A 17,469-nucleotide genomic window follows, 5' to 3' on the forward strand; every position below is an offset into this window, starting at 1 on the left:
AAGGCAGACCCGATCATGGCTGAACGGTTTGTAATGTCCATCGATCAGGGCACCAACTCGACCCGATGCATCCTGTTCGATCGCCGCGGGCGTCTGGTCTCGGTGGCGCAGAAGGAGCACCAGCAGCACTTCCCCGAGCCCGGCTGGGTCGAGCACGACGCCGCCGAGATCTGGCAGAACCTCCGCCGTGTCGTGCCCGAGGCCCTGTCCGTCGCCGGTGTCGACCCGGGGCAGGTCACCGCCATCGGTCTGGCCAACCAGCGCGAGACGACCGTGCTCTGGGACCGGCGGACCGGCACCCCGCTCGGCCGGGCGATCGTCTGGCAGGACACCCGCACGGCACCGCTCGTCGAGGAGCTGAGGGACGACCCCGGCGAGGAGTTCTTCATGGAGCGGTGCTGTCTGCCGCCCTCGACCTACTTCTCGGCGCTGCGGATCCGCTGGCTGTTCGACCACGTCAAGGGGCTCCGGCAGCGCGCCGACGACGGCGAGGTGCTGTTCGGAACGATGGAGAGCTGGCTGATCTGGAACCTCACCGGCGGCCCGGAAGGGGGCCTGCACATCACCGACGCCACCAACGCCAGCCGCACGATGCTGATGAACATCCGCTCGCTGGCCTGGGACGACGAACTGCTCGCCTTCTTCGGAGTGCCCCGTTCGATGCTGCCCGAGATCCGGTCGTCCGCCGAGCTGTACGGCGATGCCCGCGCGGTGCTGCCGGGCGTCGCCATCACGGCCGCGCTGGGCGACCAGCAGGCCGCGCTCTTCGGCCAGACCTGCTTCTCCCCCGGCGAGGCGAAGTGCACCTACGGAACGGGGAGCTTCCTGCTCCTCAACACCGGCGCCGACATGGTGCGGTCCCGGCACGGGCTCCTCACCACCGTCGCCTACAAGATCGGGGACCAGCGGCCGGCCTACGCCCTGGAGGGGTCGATCGCCGTCACCGGAGCGCTCGTCCAGTGGTTCCGGGACCGGCTGGGCCTGATCAGCAGCGCCCCGGAGATCGAGACCCTCGCCCGGACGGTCGAGGACAACGGCGGCTGCTACATCGTGCCCGCCTTCTCGGGGCTGTTCGCGCCGCGCTGGCGCAGCGACGCCCGCGGGGTCATCGTCGGCCTCACCTCGTACATCACCAAGGGGCACCTGGCGCGGGCCGTGCTCGAGGCCACCGGATGGCAGACCCGGGAGGTCGTCGACGCCATGAACGCCGATTCCTCGGTCCCCCTGCAGCAGCTCAAGGTGGACGGGGGCATGACCGCGGACAACCTGCTGATGCAGTTCGTGGCCGACGTGCTGGACGTGCCCGTGGTGCGGCCCATGGTCGCCGAGACGGTCTCGCTCGGCGCCGCGTACGCGGCCGGGCTCGCCGCCGGCTACTGGCCGGACCTGGAGGTGCTGCGCCGCAACTGGCACCGGGCCGGGCAGTGGCTGCCCGACATGGACCCCGAGCTGCGCGCGGCGGAGTACGAGAACTGGCAGCGGGCGGTGGAACGGTCGCTGGGCTGGGCCCGGCCTCCGCGCTCCGCCGGCCCGGGCACGCCGTGACACCGGACCGGTCCGCCCGCTGCCCTGCCGTCAGCGCAGGACCGCGGCCCAGGGGGCCGGTGAGAGGTCCGTGCCCGTGCCGGTCAGGATCCGCCGCAGCGAGGTGGTCGCCGCGCGGGCCGAGGCCGGTGTCGCCGACGGGCACAGCGCCGTGACGACGTAGCGGTTCAGGGCGTCGTCGATCGGGCTCGGTTCGAAGCCGGTGCCGGCGGAGTCGAGGCGCTCGTACTTCATGAGGTTCCAGCCGGCGGCCACCTGACGGCTGCCGTCGGGGCTGGACAGGGCGACGGTGCCGGCGCCGAACACCGCGCCGTCGTGCCCCCAGAAGCGGCCGCAGCCGGGCACGTCGACGGAGTAGATGCCGAGTCCGTAGTTCATGCCGCCGCCCGCCGGGACCGTGGTCTGCATCTGCCGGAGGGCGTCGGGGCCGACGAGCCGTCCGCCCAGCAGGGCGCGGTAGAACCGGTTCAGGTCGTCGGTGGTGGAGACGATCGCGCCGGCCGTGTAGGCCCAGGACATGTCGTAGACGCTGTAGTCGCGCGGCGGGTCGATCAGGCCGTAGAAGTTCTCGTACATGCGGGAGTGCGGGCCCCGGAGGTACGCGGAGCGCGGGTAGGAGGTGTGCCGCAGGCCGGCCCGGTCGATGACGTGGCGGGTGATGTACGCCTCGGGGTCCTGGCCGGTGACCCTGGCGAGCAGCAGTCCGGCGATGACGTAGTTGGTGTTGGAGTACGACCACGTCTCGCCGGGCCGGCCGGTGGCGGGCGCGGCCAGTCCGAGGCGGACCAGCTCCTCGGGCGCGATGGAGCGGAAGCGGTCCTCGTCGAGGCTGGCGGTCGACCTTTGCCGGAGCGAGGGGAACGCGCTCAGGACGTAGTCGCCGATGCCGCTGGTGTGGTTGAGCAGCATGCGGACGGTGATCTCGCGGCCGCGCTCCCCCGGGACCAGGTCCGGCAGGTAGTCGCCGATGGGCGCGTCGAGGCGGATCCGGCCGCGCTCGACCTGCTGGAGGACGGCCACGGCGGCGAACGTCTTGCTGATGCTGCCGACCCGGTGCCGCAGGTCCGGCCGCACCGGGCGCCCCGTGTCCACGTCGGCGACCCCGGAGGCGCCGGCCCACCGGTCGGAGCCGTCGCGCACGGAGGAGTAGATGCCGTACATGCCCGCGTCGTGCACCGCGTCGAGCGTCCTGCCGAGCGTCGCCGGGTCCAGCGCGGACGACGCGGCCGGTGCGGCGGCCGGTCTCGCGGCGGCGGACGCGACCGGCGCCGCGACGGTCAGCAGCAGCGTGGTGGCCAGGGCTGTTCCGAATAACCGGGGGATGCGCAAGGGATGTCCCTTCCGTGCCGAACGAACATGACCCGGACATCCTCATCAGGGGTGGACGGCCCTTACATCCTCCCCACGGATGATCGCGCCCCTGAGATCACTTCTCCCAGCCCACCGTCTCCGGGAGCGGGTTGTAGAAGATGGTCGCGCCGACGTTGGCGAGGCCCTTCTTCACGGCGTAGGTCGAGGGGCCGCTGTAGAGCGGGAGGAAGGCGTACTGCCGCAGAGCGTCGCGCTCGACCTTGTCGACCGCCGTGATCTGCCGGTCGCGGTCGGCGATGCGGCCGGTCGCGCGGATCTCCTTGTCCAGCGCGGGCGTGCCGGCGCCGGTGATGTTGGAGTCACGGTCCGAGCAGTAGAAGTCGCACAGGTAGCGGGCGCCGAACGGGTCCATGGAGCGGTTGCCGGAGACGAACAGGTCGAACTTGCGCCCGCTGAGGATGCCGGCGAAGTCCGCCTCGTCGGCCTTGTCGATGACGAGCCGGATGCCGGCCTGCTTCAGCATCGCGGCGAGGGCACCGGCCGTGGCCTTGCCCAGGGGGTCGTCGCCGAGCAGCGTGTAGCCGATCTCCAGCTTCCTGCCGTTCCTGGCCCGGATGCCGTCGCTTCCGGTTTTCCAGCCCGCCGCGTCGAGTTCCTTCCGCGCCTCGGCCGGTGCGTACGCCAGCACGGCCGAGACATTGTCCTGGTAGCCCTTCTGGAAGCTGTACAGCACCGCCGAACCGGGCAGCGGCTCCCGGTAGTCGAGGCCCTGGAACTGGATCTTCGCGATCTGGGTGCGGTCGACGCTCTCCTCGACGGCCTTGCGCACGGCCTCGTCCGCGAGGACGGGGGACTTGCTGTTGAGGTAGAGGGAGTACTCGAAGGGGCTGCCGCCGCGGCGGATCTCGGTGCCCTTGAGGCCCTTGACCTGCTTGAGGCTCTCGGCGTCGACGGCGGAGACGGAGTCGAGCTGGCCGTTCTTGAAGGCGTTGACCGCGGCGGTCGACTCCAGGTTGACGTAGACGCGCTTGTCGAGCTTGCCCTTCCTGCCCCACCACTCGGGGTTGCGGACGAAGGTGATGTTCCCCGAGTGGGTGTCCCAGGAGCCGATCGTGTACGGTCCCGCGCCCCACTCCGGGTGGGCCTTCTTGACGTATGCCTTGTCGAAGTTCTCGACCGTGGCCGCCTTGGGATGCAGGAACGTCGTGAAGAGGCTGGACCAGGCGGGGTAGACGCCCTTGAAGGTGATCACGGCCTGCTTGGCGTCCCTGCCCTTCTCGACGGAGGTGATGCGGTCGTAGCCGTCCGTGGAGTTCGCGGCGTAGGCCTTGTTCGAGCCGTTGTTCGCCGTCCAGGTGGCCCTGATAGCAGTCCAGTCGATCGGGGTGCCGTCGTTGAAGACGGCCTTGGGGTTGAAGGTCAGCGTGACCTTCTGGTCGCCGCCCTCGACGGACACCTTCACGTCGCTGAAGTAGTCGGGGTTGTACTGCACGTCGCCGGTCGGCGAGTAGGTGATCGCGTCGGCGTTGTACCAGGACCACACCCGGCTCGCGGTCAGCGTCGCGTTGACGTTGAACGGGTTGCCCTGGTCGTCGAAGGTCCCGGCGGAGGTGTAGGTGCCGCCGTCCCGGATCCGGTCGTACGGCGTGGGGTGGTAGTCGGCGGCCCCCGATGCCGCGGCCGGGGTGTCCTTCGCGTCCGAGCCCGTGGCGCCCGGGCCGGACGAGGACTGGCAGGCGGTGGCGGTGACGGAGATCGCGGCGAGGAGAGCGACGGGCAGGGCCAGTCGTGCGCGCATGGCGGATGGTTCCTTCTGGGTCGGCGGGGAGTGCGGAGGGTGGCTGCGGGCCCGGGGACGGGGCCGGTCAGACCGCGTGGCAGGCGTATTGGTGGCCGGGGCGGCCGGGCACGAGGGCGGGCTCGGGGCGCCGGGTGCGGCAGCGCTGCCGTACGGTGTCGTCGGCGCGGCGGTACAGCGGGCAGCGGTCGGCGAAGACGCAGCCGTCGGGCAGGCGGGCGGCGCCGGGCTGTTCGCCCTCCAGCACGATGCGTTCGCGGGCGCGCTCCCGCGCCGGGTCGGGCACCGGGACCGCGGACAGCAGCGCCCGGGTGTAGGGGTGCCGGGGGTCGGCGAAGATCGCCTCGGTCTCGCCGGTCTCGACGATGTGGCCGAGGTACATCACCGCGATGCGGTCGCAGACGTACCGGATCACGGCCAGGTCGTGCGCGACCACGAGGTAGGCGAGGCCGAGTTCGGACTTCAGGCGTGCCAGCAGGTTGATCACCCCGGCCTGTACGGAGACGTCCAGGGCGGACAGCGGCTCGTCCAGGGCGAGCAGCCTCGGCTCCGTCGCCAGGGCGCGGGCGATGCCGACGCGTTGGCGCTGGCCCCCGGAGAGCGCGGCCGGGAAACGGGCGCCCGCCGTGTCGTCCAGGCCGACCAGGGCCAGCAGTTCGCGCACCCGGGCGCGGATCGAGGCGCGGTCCCGGCCCGCGGCCCGCAGCGGTTCGGCGAGCAGCTGGGAGACCGGCATGCGGGGATCCAGGGCGCCGAGCGGGTCCTGCATGACGATCTGGACGTCCTGCCGCAGCGCGCGGGCGCGCGCACCGGGGGCGAGCGTGGCGACGTCGGTGCCGGCGATCTCGATCCGGCCGCCTTCGGGCCGCCGCATCCGCAGGATCTCCATGAGGGTCGTCGTCTTGCCGCTGCCGGACTCGCCCACGAGGCCCAGGGTTTCGCCGGCCCGCAGCTCGAAGCCGACGCCGTTGACGGCGTGCAGTGTGCCGATCCGGCGCTTGAGGACGGCGCCCTTGGTCACCGGGAACGTCTTCACGAGGTCCTCGACGCGCAGCACCACCTCACCGGCAGCGGCCCGGGCCGCGGGCACCCGGTCGTCGGCCGGTGCGGCGCCGCCCGCCGGGTCGAGGGTGCCGTCGGCGATCTCCCCGGCCCGCAGACACGCCACCCGCCCGTGCCCGCCGACCTCGCGCAGCCCGGGTTCGTCGGCGCGGCAGGCGTCGAGGGCGACGGCGCAGCGGCTCGCGAAGGGGCAGCCGGCCGGCAGGCCGACCAGGGAGGGCGGTTCCCCGCCGATGGGCACGAGAGGCCGGCGCTCGCCGCCGTCCACGGTCGGTACGGCGGCGAGCAGCCGCGCGGTGTACGGCATCGTCGGCCGGCGGAACAGCTCCTCGACGCCCGCGTGTTCCACGAACCGGCCCGCGTACATGACGGCGACGTCGTCCGCGTGGCCCGCGACGACGCCGAGGTCGTGCGTGATGAGGACGAGCCCGGCGCCGGTCTCGCGCTGCGCCCGGCGCAGGACGTCGAGGATCTGTGCCTGGACGGTGACGTCGAGCGCGGTGGTGGGCTCGTCGGCGACGAGCACGGACGGCCGGTTGGCGATCGCCAGGGCGATGACCACGCGCTGGCGCATGCCGCCGGAGAACTCGTGCGGGAAGGCGGCAGCGCGGCCGCGCGGGTCGGGGATGCCGACGAGGTCGAGGAGTTCGACGGCCTGCTCCCAGGCGGCGCGCCGGGTCAGGTCCTGGTGGACCCGCAGGGCGTCGGAGAGCTGCCGGCCCACGGAGAAGATCGGGGTGAGCGCGGAGAGGGGGTCCTGGAAGACCATGCCGATGGATCTGCCGCGGACGCGGGACAGTTCGCGGTCGTCGAGGCCGATCAGGTTCCGGCCCTCCAGCAGCACCTGGCCGCCGACGTCGGCGGAGGGCGGCAGCAGGCCCATGATGCCCGTGGCGGTGGCCGACTTGCCGGAGCCGGACTCGCCGACGATGCACAGGGTGCGGCCGGGGAGCAGGTCGAAACCGACGCCGCGTACCGCCTCGACGGGGCCGGCCTCGGAGGGGAAGGAGATCCGCAGGTCCCGCACGGAGAGCACGGGGGCGGGCGCGCCGGTGGCCGCGGGGACGGGCGCGGGGGTCGCGAGGGTCATCGTCGGCCTCCCGCCGAACCGGTCACGGACGTGGGGTCGAGGGCGTCGCGCAGTCCGTCGCCGATGAGCGTCATCGACACGGTGAGCAGGACGACCAGTCCCGCGGGGAAGGCGAACAGCCAGGGGGCGCTGGTGACGGTGCCCGCTCCGTCCGCGAGCATCGTGCCGAGGGAGACGTCCGGGGTCTGCACGCCGAACCCGAGGAACGACAGGGCGGTTTCGCTGAGCACGGTCGTCACGACGCCCAGGGTGAGGTTGACGATCAGCAGGGAGCCCAGGTTGGGGATGATGTGGCGCAGGACGATGCGTAGCGGGCCGACGCCCATGAAGCGCGCCGCCGTCACATAGTCCCGTTCGCGCAGCGAGGTCGACACGGACCAGATCACCCGCGCGGTCGGCATCCAGCCGAACACGGTGAGGACGACGATCAGGACGCGCCAGTCGCCGGCGAGCCGGTGCGAGACCAGGGCGAGGACGAGGAACGACGGGACGATCAGCAGGAAGTGGACGAGGGCGAGGGTCGCCCGCTCGACGCGGCCGCCGGCGTAGGCGGCGCCGGCGCCGACGAGCGCGGCGACGACGATCGTCAGCACGGACACGCTCACCGCGATCACCAGGGAGCGCTGGAGCCCGTGCACGGCGCAGGCGTAGATGTCGTCGCCGCCCTGGTTGGTGCCGAACCAGTGCGCGGCGCCCGGCGGGCGGGTGAGTGCGGTGAAGTCGGCGTCGGTGTAGGCGTAGGAGGTGAACCGGCCGCCGAAGGCGCTGAACAGCACCAGCAGCAGGAAGATCACCACACCGGCGACGGCGGGGCGGTTGCGTACGAAGCGGCGCAGATAGAGCCGGCCGAGGCCGAGCTCGGCCGGCTGCGGCGCGGGGCGGGCCGCCGTACGGGCCGGAGCGTCGGACGTCGGGCGCGACGGGGCGTGCGGGGTCGCGTCGGTGGCCACGTCAGCTCACTCTCACTCTCGGGTCGAGGAAGACCGTGGCGATGTCCGCGAGGATCGCGCCGATCGCGGTGAGGGCCGCGGCGAAGGCGGCCGTCGCGACCGCGCCGTGCACGTCGTTCTTGGCGATGGTCTGGATGAAGTAGCGGCCCATGCCGTTCCAGCCGAAGACCGTCTCGGTGATGACGGCGCCGGTGAAGATCGCGGGGATGCCGAACGCCACGGAGGCCGCCGTCGGGATGAGCGCGGCCCGCAGCGCGTGCCGGCGGATCGCCTGGCCGCAGGTGAGCCCGGTGGCCCGGGCGGTGCGGACGAAGTCGGCGTCGAGGGTGTCGAGGAGCAGGGAACGCTGGGTCAGGTGGTAGCCGACGTACCCCATCAGGGTCAGGGTCAGGGTCGGCAGGATCAGATGCAGCAGGCGGTCGCCGATGACCGGGAGCGTTCCGGTGACGTCGGGCGAGTTCTCCCCGGCGACGTAGAGGAAGCGCAGTCCGGCGTGCTGGTTGAGCCAGATGGCGACGAAGACCACCGCGAGCGCGGCCACGGACGTCGGCACGTTGAGCACCGCGATGGACACCGCCTGCGAGATCCGGTCGGCGAAGCCGTACTGCCGGGCCGCGGTGTACACCCCGAGCGCGACGCCGACGACGACGGACAGGATCGTCGCGACGAGCACCAACTCCGCGCTGACCAGCGCCCGGTAGCCCACCTCGCCGTTGACGGGGACGCCGGTGGGTGACTTCCCCCAGTCGAAGTGGAGGACCACCGAGGTGAGCCAGTCCCACCAGCGGTGCACCACCGGGACCCGCGGGTCGAGGCCGTACGGCGCGAGGGCCTGGTCGATCTGGGCCTCGCTGCGGACGGGCCGCAGTTCCCTGAAGTTGGACCGGGGGTCCAGGAACCAACTGGCCAGGAAGAACGTGGCGTTGGTCGCGACCACGATCATCAGCACCCAGCCCGCTGCTTTGCGCAGCACAGAGCGGACCATCCGCAGCACCTCCCCAAGGCGTGATCATCACTTTGGTTCGTACCTTGCGGAGAAAGCCAGGCTTCGGCCGGTCCCGCCACGAGGCCGACATACTGTCGCAGCAAACGGTCCGGAATACCCGGCAATGGGGGAGATGTCGGAGCGTCCCGGTGTTACACGGCGTCAGGCGTCCGCGATCGTCGCCGTCACCGGTGTTCCCGTCTCCACCGTGCGGCTGACCGTGCAGAGCCGGTCGTGGGAGGTCCTGACGGCCCGGGGCAGGATGGCCCGGGCCCGCTCGGCGCCCTCGCCGTCGGGGAACGCGACGTGGAAGGTCACCGCGAGGTCGGTGAGGCGGTTGCCGAGGTCGTCGTCGACCTTGGTGCCCCGCACGGCGACGGTGAAGGACGTGGGCTCAGCGTGCCGGGTGGTCGCGATGTCCACGTCGACCGCGGTGCAGCCGCCGAGCGCCGCGAGGAGCAGCTCGACCGGGGTGAACTCGGTGTCGCCGGCGGCCCCGGTGCCGAAGGAGACGGAGCCGCCGCGGGCGTTCGTCGCCACGAAGTGGCCGGTGCTGGTGCGCTCGACGGTGACGGAGCGCAGGGAGTTGTCGGTCATGCCGGCGACCCTAACCCCGCGGCGGGCCGGTTCTGACGAGGTGAGCGCGTCCCGGGTCGCGGTGGACCGGGCGGTTGCCCCGCTGGGGCTGACTTCCTGCGGTCCGTCGTCCTCCGGCTCGTCGTCGTGGCCGACGGCACGGTCGAGCGGGCCGGCCTCGTCGCCGAGGTCACGGGTGCGGTGAAGGTCACCGAGGCGATGCGCTGCGCGCGATGGAGGCACTGACGGCCGCCGGTCCGGTGTCCGCCGAGGAGCCGTCCCAGGTGCGCGCCACCGACGCCGGACGGGAGCTGTACGCCGCGGCCTGCGCCGCGACCGCGCCGGTCAGCGCGCGGATCTACGCGTGCATCCCCGACGCGGACCGGGCCGTGGCCGGCCGCGTGCTCGCCCTGGTCACCGAGCGGGCCGACGCCGAGCCGGCCGCCCCGGACACCCGGAACAGCCAGTGGAATATTGAACGAACGCGTTCCGTTGTGGCCGTCGAAGGAGGTCACAGTGGAGACGCGAGTGGAGACCACGTACTACGACCACGGCACGCCCGCCGAGCGCTGGGAGCGTGCACGGCAGTTCTTCGACGCCAAGGACTACGCGGGTGCGGCACGGGTGCTGACCGGGCTGGTCGAGGAGGTGCCGGAGCAGACGGGACCCCGGCTGCTGCTGGCCCGCGCCTACTACCACTCGGCCCAACTGCGCCGCGCCGAGGCCGAGTTGCTGGCCATCGTCGAGCGCGACCCGGTGGAGCACTACGCCCGGCTGCTGCTGGGCCGCACGCTCCAGCGCCAGGCCCGGCACGCGGAGGCGGAGCCGCACCTGCGGATCGCCTCGGCGCTCGCGGGCGACTTCCCGCAGGAGTGAACGGCGGGTCGAGGGCCCGGTTCCGGACCGGGACCGGGACCGGGCCCTCGGCCCGCGGTGCCGGGCCGCCGCCGGCCAGGTGGCATGGCATCCTGACGCGATGGCACCCTCCCCTGATCACGCGCCGCTCGCCGAGCGGGTCGAGGAACTCCTCGCCGCCGGCGGCCCCTTGCCCATCGTCGCCGCCGGACAGCCCGTGCTGCGGCGCGCCGCCGTGCCCTACGACGGTCAGCTCGGGCCCGCCCTGCTGGCCCGCTTCGTCGAGGCCCTGCGTCTGACCATGCACGCCGCCCCCGGGGTCGGGCTCGCCGCGCCGCAGGTCGGCGTGGAGCTGCGGATCGCGGTCCTCGAGGACCCCGCCCCGGTGCCCGAGGAGGTGGCCGTGGTCCGGGGCCGCGTCCCGCAGCCGTTCCGGGTCCTGGTCAACCCGGCGTACGAGCCCGTCGGCGACGCGCGCGCCGCGTTCTTCGAGGGCTGCCTGAGCGTGCCGGGCTGGCAGGCGGTGGTGGCCCGGCACGCCGCGGTACGGCTGCGCGGCCAGGACGAGCGGGGCCGCACCCTGGACGAGGAGTTCAGCGGCTGGCCGGCCCGTATCGTCCAGCACGAGACGGACCACCTCGACGGCACCCTCTACCTGGACCGCGCCGAACTGCGCTCGCTGTCCACGAACGAGGCCGCCGCGGCCCTGTGGGCCCAGCCGGCACCGCGGGCGGCGGCCGAGGCCCTCGGCTTCGACCTGCCGTAGACCCCGGCGCCGGACAACCCGGACTCCGCCCGCCCTGTGGTCAGTTGTCGCGGTACGCCTCCAGCAGTCGCAGCCACACCTCGCTCAGCGTCGGGTACGACGGGACCGCGTGCCACAGCCGGCCGACCGGGACGTGGCCGGCGACGGCGACCGTGGCGGAGTGGATGAGTTCGCCGACGCCGGGGCCGACGAACGTGACGCCGCGCAGGATCTCGTCGTCCAGGTCGACGACCATGCGGGCGCGGCCCGTGTAGCCGTCGCCGTACAGACCCGCTCCGGCGACCGAGGAGAACTCGACGTCGACGGCGCGGACACGGTGGCCGGCCGCTTCCGCCTCGGCGAGGGAGAGGCCGACCGCGGCCGCCTCGGGGTCGGTGAAGACGACCTGGGGGACGGCGTGGTGGTCGGCGGTGGCGGCGTGCGCGCCCCACGCCTCCTCCGGGACGGGGTGGCCGGCGGCGCGGGCCGCGATGGCGGCGCCGGCGATGCGGGCCTGGTACTTGCCCTGGTGGGTGAGGAGGGCGCGGTGGTTGACGTCGCCGACGGCGTACAGCCAGTCGGTGCCGGTGACGCGCAGGCTGTCGTCCACGTCCAGCCACGAGCCGGGGGCCAGGCCGACGGTGTCGAGGCCGATGTCGTCGGTGTGCGGGACCCGGCCGGTGGCGAAGAGGATCTCGTCGGCCGTCAGCCGGTCGCCCGCGGCGGTGACCGCCACGACCGTGCCGTTCTCCCGGGTCACGGACGCCACGGACGTGCCGGTGCGGACGTCGACGCCCGCGGCGGTGAGCGCCTCGGCGACCAGCTCCCCGGCGAAGGGCTCCATCCGGTTCAGCAGGCCCTTGCCCCGGACGAGGAGGGTGACCCGGGAGCCGAGGGCCTGCCACGCGGTGGCCATCTCGGTGGCGACCACGCCGCCGCCGACGACGATCAGCCGGCCGGGCGCCGCCTCGGCGCTGGTCGCCTCCCGGCTGGTCCAGGGCCTGACCTCGGCGAGTCCTGGCAGGTCGGGCAGTTGGGCACGGGTGCCGGTGGCGACGGCGACGGCGTGCCGGGCGGTGAGGGTGGTGACCGCGCCGGACGGCGCGGTCACGGTGACCCTCCGGGGGCCGGCGAGGCGGCCGTGACCGCGGTACAGGTCGGCGCCGATGCTCTCGACCCAGGCGACCTGGCCGTCGTCCTTCCAGTGGGAGGTGTAGTCGTCGCGGCGGGCGAGGACCGCGGGGGTGTCGAGCGGGCCCTGGACCGCCCGGTCGAGGCCGGGCAGGCGGCGCGCGTCCGCCTGGGCGATCACGGGCCTGAGCAGGGCCTTGCTGGGCATGCAGGCCCAGTACGAGCACTCCCCGCCGACCAGCTCGCTCTCGACGATCGCGGTGGTCAGCCCGGCCGCACGGGTGCGGTCGGCCACGTTCTCCCCCACGGGTCCGGCCCCGAGCACCACGACGTCGTACGCGATGGATTCCGTTTCCGTCATGCGGTCAGTCTGGCGGGTGGTGTGCGCGGCGGCCACATGGGTACGCGCGCGGAACACAGGTGTGCACCTGTGGAATAGGCGGCCTGACGGCCGTGTTTGCGCCGACGGCACAACCCCACACCGGGAAGTAGGGATTCACACCATGAGCAGCACCGTGGAGCTGACCAAGGACAACTTCGACCAGACGGTCACCGAGAACGAGTTCGTTCTCATCGACTTCTGGGCGTCCTGGTGCGGGCCGTGCCGGCAGTTCGCGCCGGTCTACGAGAAGGCCGCCGAGGCCAATCCCGACCTGGTCTTCGGCAAGGTGGACACCGAGGCACAGCCGGAGCTGGCGCAGGCCTTCGACATCCGGTCGATCCCGACGCTGATGATCGTCCGGGACAAGATCGCCGTGTTCGCGCAGCCGGGCGCCCTGCCCGAGGCCGCCCTGACGGACGTCATCGGGCAGGCCCGCAAGCTGGACATGGACGAGGTCCGCAAGAGCGTGGCCGCCCAGCAGAGCGGCGCGCAGTGACGCGGTGACACGGCGGCGGGAGTACGGCCGCACGGGGCGGGGCCTCGGTCGCGGCGGGTGTCAGGTAGACTCCCGCCGGACGACCGAGGCCCCCAGCACGATGTGCACCTCCGGCCGGCCGCCGGGGTCGCGCACCGCTCGGTCGACCAGTTCGGCCAGGTCACGGCCGGACGGCAGGTCGATGTGGACCGTGCTGAGGCGGGGGCGCAGCAGCCGGCCCAGCATCAGATCGTCGGCGCCGATCACGGCCACGTCCTCAGGGACGCGGAGCCCTTCGTCCTGCAGGGCACGCATCAGCAGCATCGCGTACTCGTCGTTGTAGGCGAACACGGCGTCGAGCCCCGACTCCCGCCACTGAGCGGCGAGTCGGGCGGCGGACGCCTCCGTGTACGCGAGCGGCAGTTCGGTCGCGACCGCGTCCGTGCCGCGCAGCGCCTCGCGCACACCGGCGAGCCGGGGCCGTGAGTAGAACTCCAGCCCGGCGTCCCGTGGCACCACGACCCCGATCCGGCGCCGGCCGACCGCGTGCAGATGGGCGCCCGCGCAGTGGCCGACCGCGTCGTGGTCCGTCAGCAGGGCGTGCGCGCCGTCGACGCGCACGGGGCCGAGCGTGACCACGGCCCGGGCGCCGGAGCGCTTGAGGACCTGCACCCCCTGCGGCCCCAGTTCCGCGCCGGGCACCAGGACGGCGACCGGCCGCAACTCGGCCCAGGCGCGGGCGGCTTCGTCGCCGCGCGAGCCGTCCGTGCCGTACTGCACGACGGTGTAGTCGAGGCGGCCGAGGGCCTGCTGGAGTTCGTTGAGAAACCCGCTGTAGAGGGGGCCCGCCGGGATAGCGGGGGCGGGCATCAGGACCATCCGGCTGTGCCCGGCGCGCAGGCTGCGGGCGGCGGCGTGGGGCACGTATCCCAGTTCCCGTGCGGCCTCGTGGACGCGCCGGCGCGTCGGCTCGCTGATCCGTACGGCACTGGTGTTGTTGAGGACATAGGACACGGTCGCGCGGGAGACTCCGGCCAGGCGGGCGACGTCGGCGCTCGTGGGCGTGTTCGGTATCTGCACCATGACAGACCGCATCTTGGCAGAGGCGTGGGGGCCGGGATCGGGCGGGGCGCCGTGGTTCATCGTTCGACGAAATCCCGTGCGGTCCGGACTCTCTCAATAGGCGGTCCGGACTGCACGAGGCGTTCCGGAACGCGGCACACACGGATGAACATGTTCGCCGCGAACTTGTTCGTGTCGAACATGTTCGTTACGGTGCATGCATGACCGCTCCTGACTCCCCCGGCTCCTCGCACTCCCCTCGCTCACCCCGCTCCCGTCGCGAGCGTCCCGCCAAGCCCGCTCTCACCCGGGAGGGCATCGTCACCGCCGCCGTCGCGATCCTGCGCGCGGAGGGACTGCGCAAGGTGACCATGCGGCGGCTCGCCCAGGAGCTGGACACCGGCCCGGCCTCGCTGTACGTGTACGTCCGCAACACCGACGAGCTGCACGCGGCCGTCCTGGACGAGCTGCTCGGCACGGTCGGGCCCGCCCCGGCCGCAGGCGACTGGCGGGAGCGGCTGGAGCAGGTGCTCACCGCCTACACGGCGATGCTCATGGAACACCCGGGCATCGCCCGCTCGGCGCTGACCGCACGCCCGAGCGGCCCGCACTATCTGCGGCTCATCGAGACCCTGCTGGAGCTGCTCCACGAGGGCGGGGTGCCGCGCGCGCAGGCGGCGTGGGGCGTCGACCTGCTGCTCCAGCACGCCACCGCGACCGCCGCGGAGCACGCCGGGGAGGATTCCCCGGCCGACTGGCAGGCGCTGTCCCGCGCCCTGCGCGAGTCACCCGCCGCCACCCACCCGCGCATCGCCGAGAGCGCCGGCGCCCTGCTGTCCGGCACCCCCGAGGCCCGCCTGTCATGGGCCTTCCAGACCCTGATCAACGGCATCGAGCGGACGTCGGTACCCGACTGACGCACCACCCACCAGGAGGCCACCATGACCAGCTCTCCTTCCCTTCCCTCTTCCGCTCCCCTCCCGCACCACCCCGTCGCCGTCGTCGGTGCGGGGCTCGGGGGGCTCGTGCTCGCGCGGGTGCTGCGGGTGCACGGCGTCGAGGCCGCCCTGTTCGACCTGGAGGCCTCGGCGGGCGCACGGACCCAGGGCGGCATGCTCGACATCCACGACGACTCCGGCCAGGAGGCGCTGCGCGCCGCCGGGCTGCACGAGGAGTTCCTGCGGCGGGTCCATCCCGGCGGCCAGGCCGTGCGGGTGCTCGACCGGTACGGCACGGTCCATCTGGCCGAGTCCGACGACGGCACCGGCGGCCGGCCCGAGATCGACCGGGGTGAGCTGCGCGCGCTGCTGCTCGGCTCGCTGCCCGAGGGCACGGTCCGCTGGGGTGCCAAGGTCACCGGGGCGCGCCCGCTGGGCGGCGGCCGGCACGAGGTGACGCTCGCCGACGGCACGGCGTTCACCACGGACCTGCTCATCGGCGCGGACGGCGCCTGGTCCCGGATCCGCCCGCTGCTCTCCCCCGCCCGACCCGCGTACACGGGTGTGTCGTTCGTCGAGGCGGACCTGCGGGAGGCGGACCTGCGGCACCCGGCGAGCGCGGCGGTGGTCGGCGGCGGCATGCTGTTCGCGCTCGGCGCGGGCCGGGGTTTCCTCGCGCACCGCGAGAGCGACGGCAGTCTGCACGTCTACACGGCCGTCGAGGCGCCGGAGGACTGGCTGGACGGCATCGACTTCGGCGACCCGGAGGCGGCGAAGGCGGCCGTGCTGAAGGAGTTCGACGACTGGGACGAGCGCCTGCGGGCCCTGGTCGCCGACGCGGACGGGCCGCTGGTGCCCCGGCGCATCCACGCGCTGCCGGTCGGGCACCGCTGGGAGCGGACTCCCGGGGTCACCCTGCTCGGGGACGCGGCGCACCTGATGTCGCCGTTCGCGGGCGAGGGCGCCAACCTGGCGCTGATCGACGGCGCCGAGCTGGGCCTCTCGCTGGTCGCGCACCCCGGTGACCGGGAGGCGGCGCTGGCGCGTTACGAGGACCGGATGTTCCGGCGCGCCGAGGTGTCCGCGCGGGAGTCGGCCCAGGGCGGCGACCGGCTGTTCCGCGCCGACGCCCCACAGGGGCTGCTCGACCTGTTCGCCCGGCACTCCTGAGCGGTCGCGCACGGCTCCTGAGGGGCCGTCAGCGGGGCGGCGGTTCGGTGCGGGTCACCCGGGCGACCAGGTCGGTCCAGCCGGCCTCCAGCCGTTCCATGGGCATGCCGCGCTGGCGGTGCTGATGGTGGATCAGCGCCGGGTCGAGCGAGGCCAGCAGCGTCTGGGACAGCAGGTCGCAGTCGGCGTCCGGCACGATCTGCCGCAGCAGCACCGCGATGTGCGTGCGCCGCGCCCCGATCGCCGGGTGCGAGAAGCGCCGGGTGGGCTCCGGCTGGGCCGCCAGCTGGAGGTCGAGCTGCTCGGCGGAGCGGTAGAGCACCGCCACGCCGAACGCGCGCAGCCGGTCCAGGGCCGGCGCCCCGGGGCCCAGCGGTGGGGGCCCGCCCAGGAAGTCGGCCTGGAGCTGCCGGTCCGAGTGGTCGAGCAGGGCCATCAGCAGACCCGTGCGGTCGCCGAAGCGGCGGAACACCGTGCCCTTGCCCACCTGGGCCGCCGCGGCGACGGCCTCCATGGTGACACCGGCCACGCCGTGCTCGGCGATCAGCCGGGCCGCGGCCTCCAGCAGGCGGGCGCGGTTGCGGGCCGCGTCGGCGCGCAGGCACGGCTCCTCGGGGGAGGGGGCGACCTGAAGCAACTGAGGAGCGTCGTGGGACTCCTCGGGCGTCGGGAAGGGCGGCAGGGCGGCGGACATGACGCCAGCGTAAAGCATCGGGAAGAAAACTGGACCGCGGTCCGCTTAGGGTGGTACACAAATAAACGGACCTCGGTCCGGATCGTAACAGCGATGTTTCAGCCCCTTGGAGTTCCCATGTCTGTTCGTATCCTCGCGCTCGTCGGCAGCCTCCGCGCCGGTTCGCACAACCGCCAGCTCGCCGAGGCGGCCGTCAAGCTCGCTCCCGAGGGCGCCGAGGTCGTGCTCTTCGAGGGCCTGGCCGACGTCCCCTTCTACAACGAGGACGTCGACGTCGAGGGCGGCGTCCCGGCCGCCGCCGCGAAGCTGCGCGCGGCCGCCCAGTCCGCCGACGCCTTCCTGCTGTTCTCGCCCGAGTACAACGGCACCATCCCCGCCGTGCTGAAGAACGCGATCGACTGGCTGTCGCGCCCGTACGGCGCCGGCGCCTTCGGCGGCAAGCCCGTCGCCGTGATCGGCACCGCCTTCGGCCAGTACGGCGGCGTGTGGGCGCAGGACGACACCCGCAAGGCCGTCGGCATCGCCGGCGGCAAGGTGATCGAGGACATCAAGCTGTCCATCCCGGGCTCCGTGACCCGGTTCGCCGAGACCCACCCGGTGGACGACACCGAGGTCGCCGCCCAGCTGACCGAGGTCGTCGCCCGTCTGCACGGCAACGTGGGCGAGGCCACGGCCGCCTGAGGCCACCGTCACCCGCGAA

Annotated in this window: 16 protein-coding genes; 7 read left to right on the forward strand and 9 right to left on the reverse strand. The window is 73.1% G+C overall.

Translation table 11 applies throughout. The features are described from left to right. The first annotated feature begins 15 nt into the window (after nucleotides 1-15). Nucleotides 16-1,545 (forward strand): glycerol kinase GlpK, encoded by a 1,530-nt coding sequence (gene glpK, locus BIV23_RS18720; protein ID WP_071382019.1) that lies wholly within the window; start codon nucleotides 16-18, stop codon nucleotides 1,543-1,545. A 30-nt stretch (nucleotides 1,546-1,575) separates the two neighbouring features. On the opposite strand, the gene BIV23_RS18725 is transcribed toward glpK, so the two are convergent. The 6 genes from BIV23_RS18725 to BIV23_RS18750 all read right to left on the reverse strand — a co-directional run bounded on the left by BIV23_RS18725 (nucleotide 1,576) and on the right by BIV23_RS18750 (nucleotide 9,338). Continuing rightward, nucleotides 1,576-2,874: a serine hydrolase domain-containing protein gene (locus BIV23_RS18725; RefSeq protein ID WP_071382020.1), complete on the reverse strand. Its 1,299-nt coding sequence runs from the start codon at nucleotides 2,872-2,874 to the stop codon at nucleotides 1,576-1,578. Nucleotides 2,875-2,971: 97 nt separating this feature from the next. Beyond that, nucleotides 2,972-4,654, reverse strand: coding sequence for an ABC transporter family substrate-binding protein (locus tag BIV23_RS18730; RefSeq protein ID WP_177239946.1), 1,683 nt, complete (start codon nucleotides 4,652-4,654; stop codon nucleotides 2,972-2,974). A 67-nt stretch (nucleotides 4,655-4,721) separates the two neighbouring features. Further along, complete coding sequence (locus BIV23_RS18735; protein WP_071382021.1) at nucleotides 4,722-6,806, reverse strand: dipeptide ABC transporter ATP-binding protein; 2,085 nt, start codon at nucleotides 6,804-6,806, stop codon at nucleotides 4,722-4,724. Then, nucleotides 6,803-7,756 carry an ABC transporter permease gene (locus BIV23_RS18740; RefSeq protein ID WP_079173235.1) on the reverse strand — a complete coding sequence of 318 codons (954 nt, stop codon included), beginning with the start codon at nucleotides 7,754-7,756 and terminating at the stop codon, nucleotides 6,803-6,805. Before BIV23_RS18740 ends, BIV23_RS18735 begins: the two co-directional genes overlap by 4 nt. Before the next feature lies 1 nt (nucleotide 7,757). After that, nucleotides 7,758-8,741, reverse strand: a complete 984-nt coding sequence (locus BIV23_RS18745) for an ABC transporter permease (protein ID WP_071382074.1) — start codon at nucleotides 8,739-8,741, stop codon at nucleotides 7,758-7,760. A gap of 162 nt (nucleotides 8,742-8,903) precedes the next feature. Further along, nucleotides 8,904-9,338 (reverse strand): OsmC family protein, encoded by a 435-nt coding sequence (locus tag BIV23_RS18750; RefSeq protein WP_071382022.1) that lies wholly within the window; start codon nucleotides 9,336-9,338, stop codon nucleotides 8,904-8,906. Nucleotides 9,339-9,845: 507 nt separating this feature from the next. Here BIV23_RS18750 and BIV23_RS18755 point away from each other — a divergent pair. Further along, on the forward strand, nucleotides 9,846-10,193 hold the full coding sequence (locus BIV23_RS18755; protein ID WP_071382023.1) for a tetratricopeptide repeat protein: 348 nt from the start codon (nucleotides 9,846-9,848) through the stop codon (nucleotides 10,191-10,193). A 100-nt stretch (nucleotides 10,194-10,293) separates the two neighbouring features. Next, entirely contained in the window at nucleotides 10,294-10,938 is a 645-nt protein-coding gene (locus BIV23_RS18760) for a peptide deformylase (protein ID WP_071382024.1), read from the forward strand. Nucleotides 10,939-10,978: 40 nt separating this feature from the next. Here BIV23_RS18760 and BIV23_RS18765 read toward each other — a convergent pair whose 3' ends face one another. After that, a complete protein-coding gene (locus BIV23_RS18765; protein ID WP_071382075.1) occupies nucleotides 10,979-12,409 on the reverse strand; it encodes a dihydrolipoyl dehydrogenase family protein in 1,431 nt (476 codons plus the stop codon). 142 nt (nucleotides 12,410-12,551) lie between these two features. Between BIV23_RS18765 and trxA the strand changes: the two genes are divergently transcribed. Next, nucleotides 12,552-12,926 carry a thioredoxin gene (gene trxA, locus BIV23_RS18770; RefSeq protein WP_071382025.1) on the forward strand — a complete coding sequence of 125 codons (375 nt, stop codon included), beginning with the start codon at nucleotides 12,552-12,554 and terminating at the stop codon, nucleotides 12,924-12,926. A 60-nt stretch (nucleotides 12,927-12,986) separates the two neighbouring features. Here trxA and BIV23_RS18775 read toward each other — a convergent pair whose 3' ends face one another. Continuing rightward, nucleotides 12,987-13,988 (reverse strand): LacI family DNA-binding transcriptional regulator, encoded by a 1,002-nt coding sequence (locus BIV23_RS18775; RefSeq protein WP_071382076.1) that lies wholly within the window; start codon nucleotides 13,986-13,988, stop codon nucleotides 12,987-12,989. Between the two features lie 200 nt (nucleotides 13,989-14,188). Between BIV23_RS18775 and BIV23_RS18780 the strand changes: the two genes are divergently transcribed. Together BIV23_RS18780 and BIV23_RS18785 are read left to right on the forward strand one after the other, a co-directional pair. Beyond that, nucleotides 14,189-14,884, forward strand: a complete 696-nt coding sequence (locus tag BIV23_RS18780; RefSeq protein ID WP_071382026.1) for a TetR/AcrR family transcriptional regulator — start codon at nucleotides 14,189-14,191, stop codon at nucleotides 14,882-14,884. Between the two features lie 24 nt (nucleotides 14,885-14,908). Next, the gene (locus BIV23_RS18785; RefSeq protein WP_071382027.1) at nucleotides 14,909-16,075 is read left to right on the forward strand and encodes an FAD-dependent oxidoreductase; all 1,167 of its coding nucleotides are present in this window, start codon (nucleotides 14,909-14,911) and stop codon (nucleotides 16,073-16,075) included. 28 nt (nucleotides 16,076-16,103) lie between these two features. Here BIV23_RS18785 and BIV23_RS18790 read toward each other — a convergent pair whose 3' ends face one another. Next, nucleotides 16,104-16,787: a TetR/AcrR family transcriptional regulator gene (locus tag BIV23_RS18790; RefSeq protein WP_177239948.1), complete on the reverse strand. Its 684-nt coding sequence runs from the start codon at nucleotides 16,785-16,787 to the stop codon at nucleotides 16,104-16,106. 99 nt (nucleotides 16,788-16,886) lie between these two features. On the opposite strand from BIV23_RS18790, the gene BIV23_RS18795 reads away from it, so the two are divergent. Next, complete coding sequence (locus tag BIV23_RS18795) at nucleotides 16,887-17,450, forward strand: NAD(P)H-dependent oxidoreductase (protein WP_071382028.1); 564 nt, start codon at nucleotides 16,887-16,889, stop codon at nucleotides 17,448-17,450. Nucleotides 17,451-17,469 lie beyond the last annotated feature (19 nt).

This window comes from Streptomyces monashensis, assembly GCF_001866665.1.
In the GTDB taxonomy this organism is placed as follows: domain Bacteria; phylum Actinomycetota; class Actinomycetes; order Streptomycetales; family Streptomycetaceae; genus Streptomyces; species Streptomyces monashensis.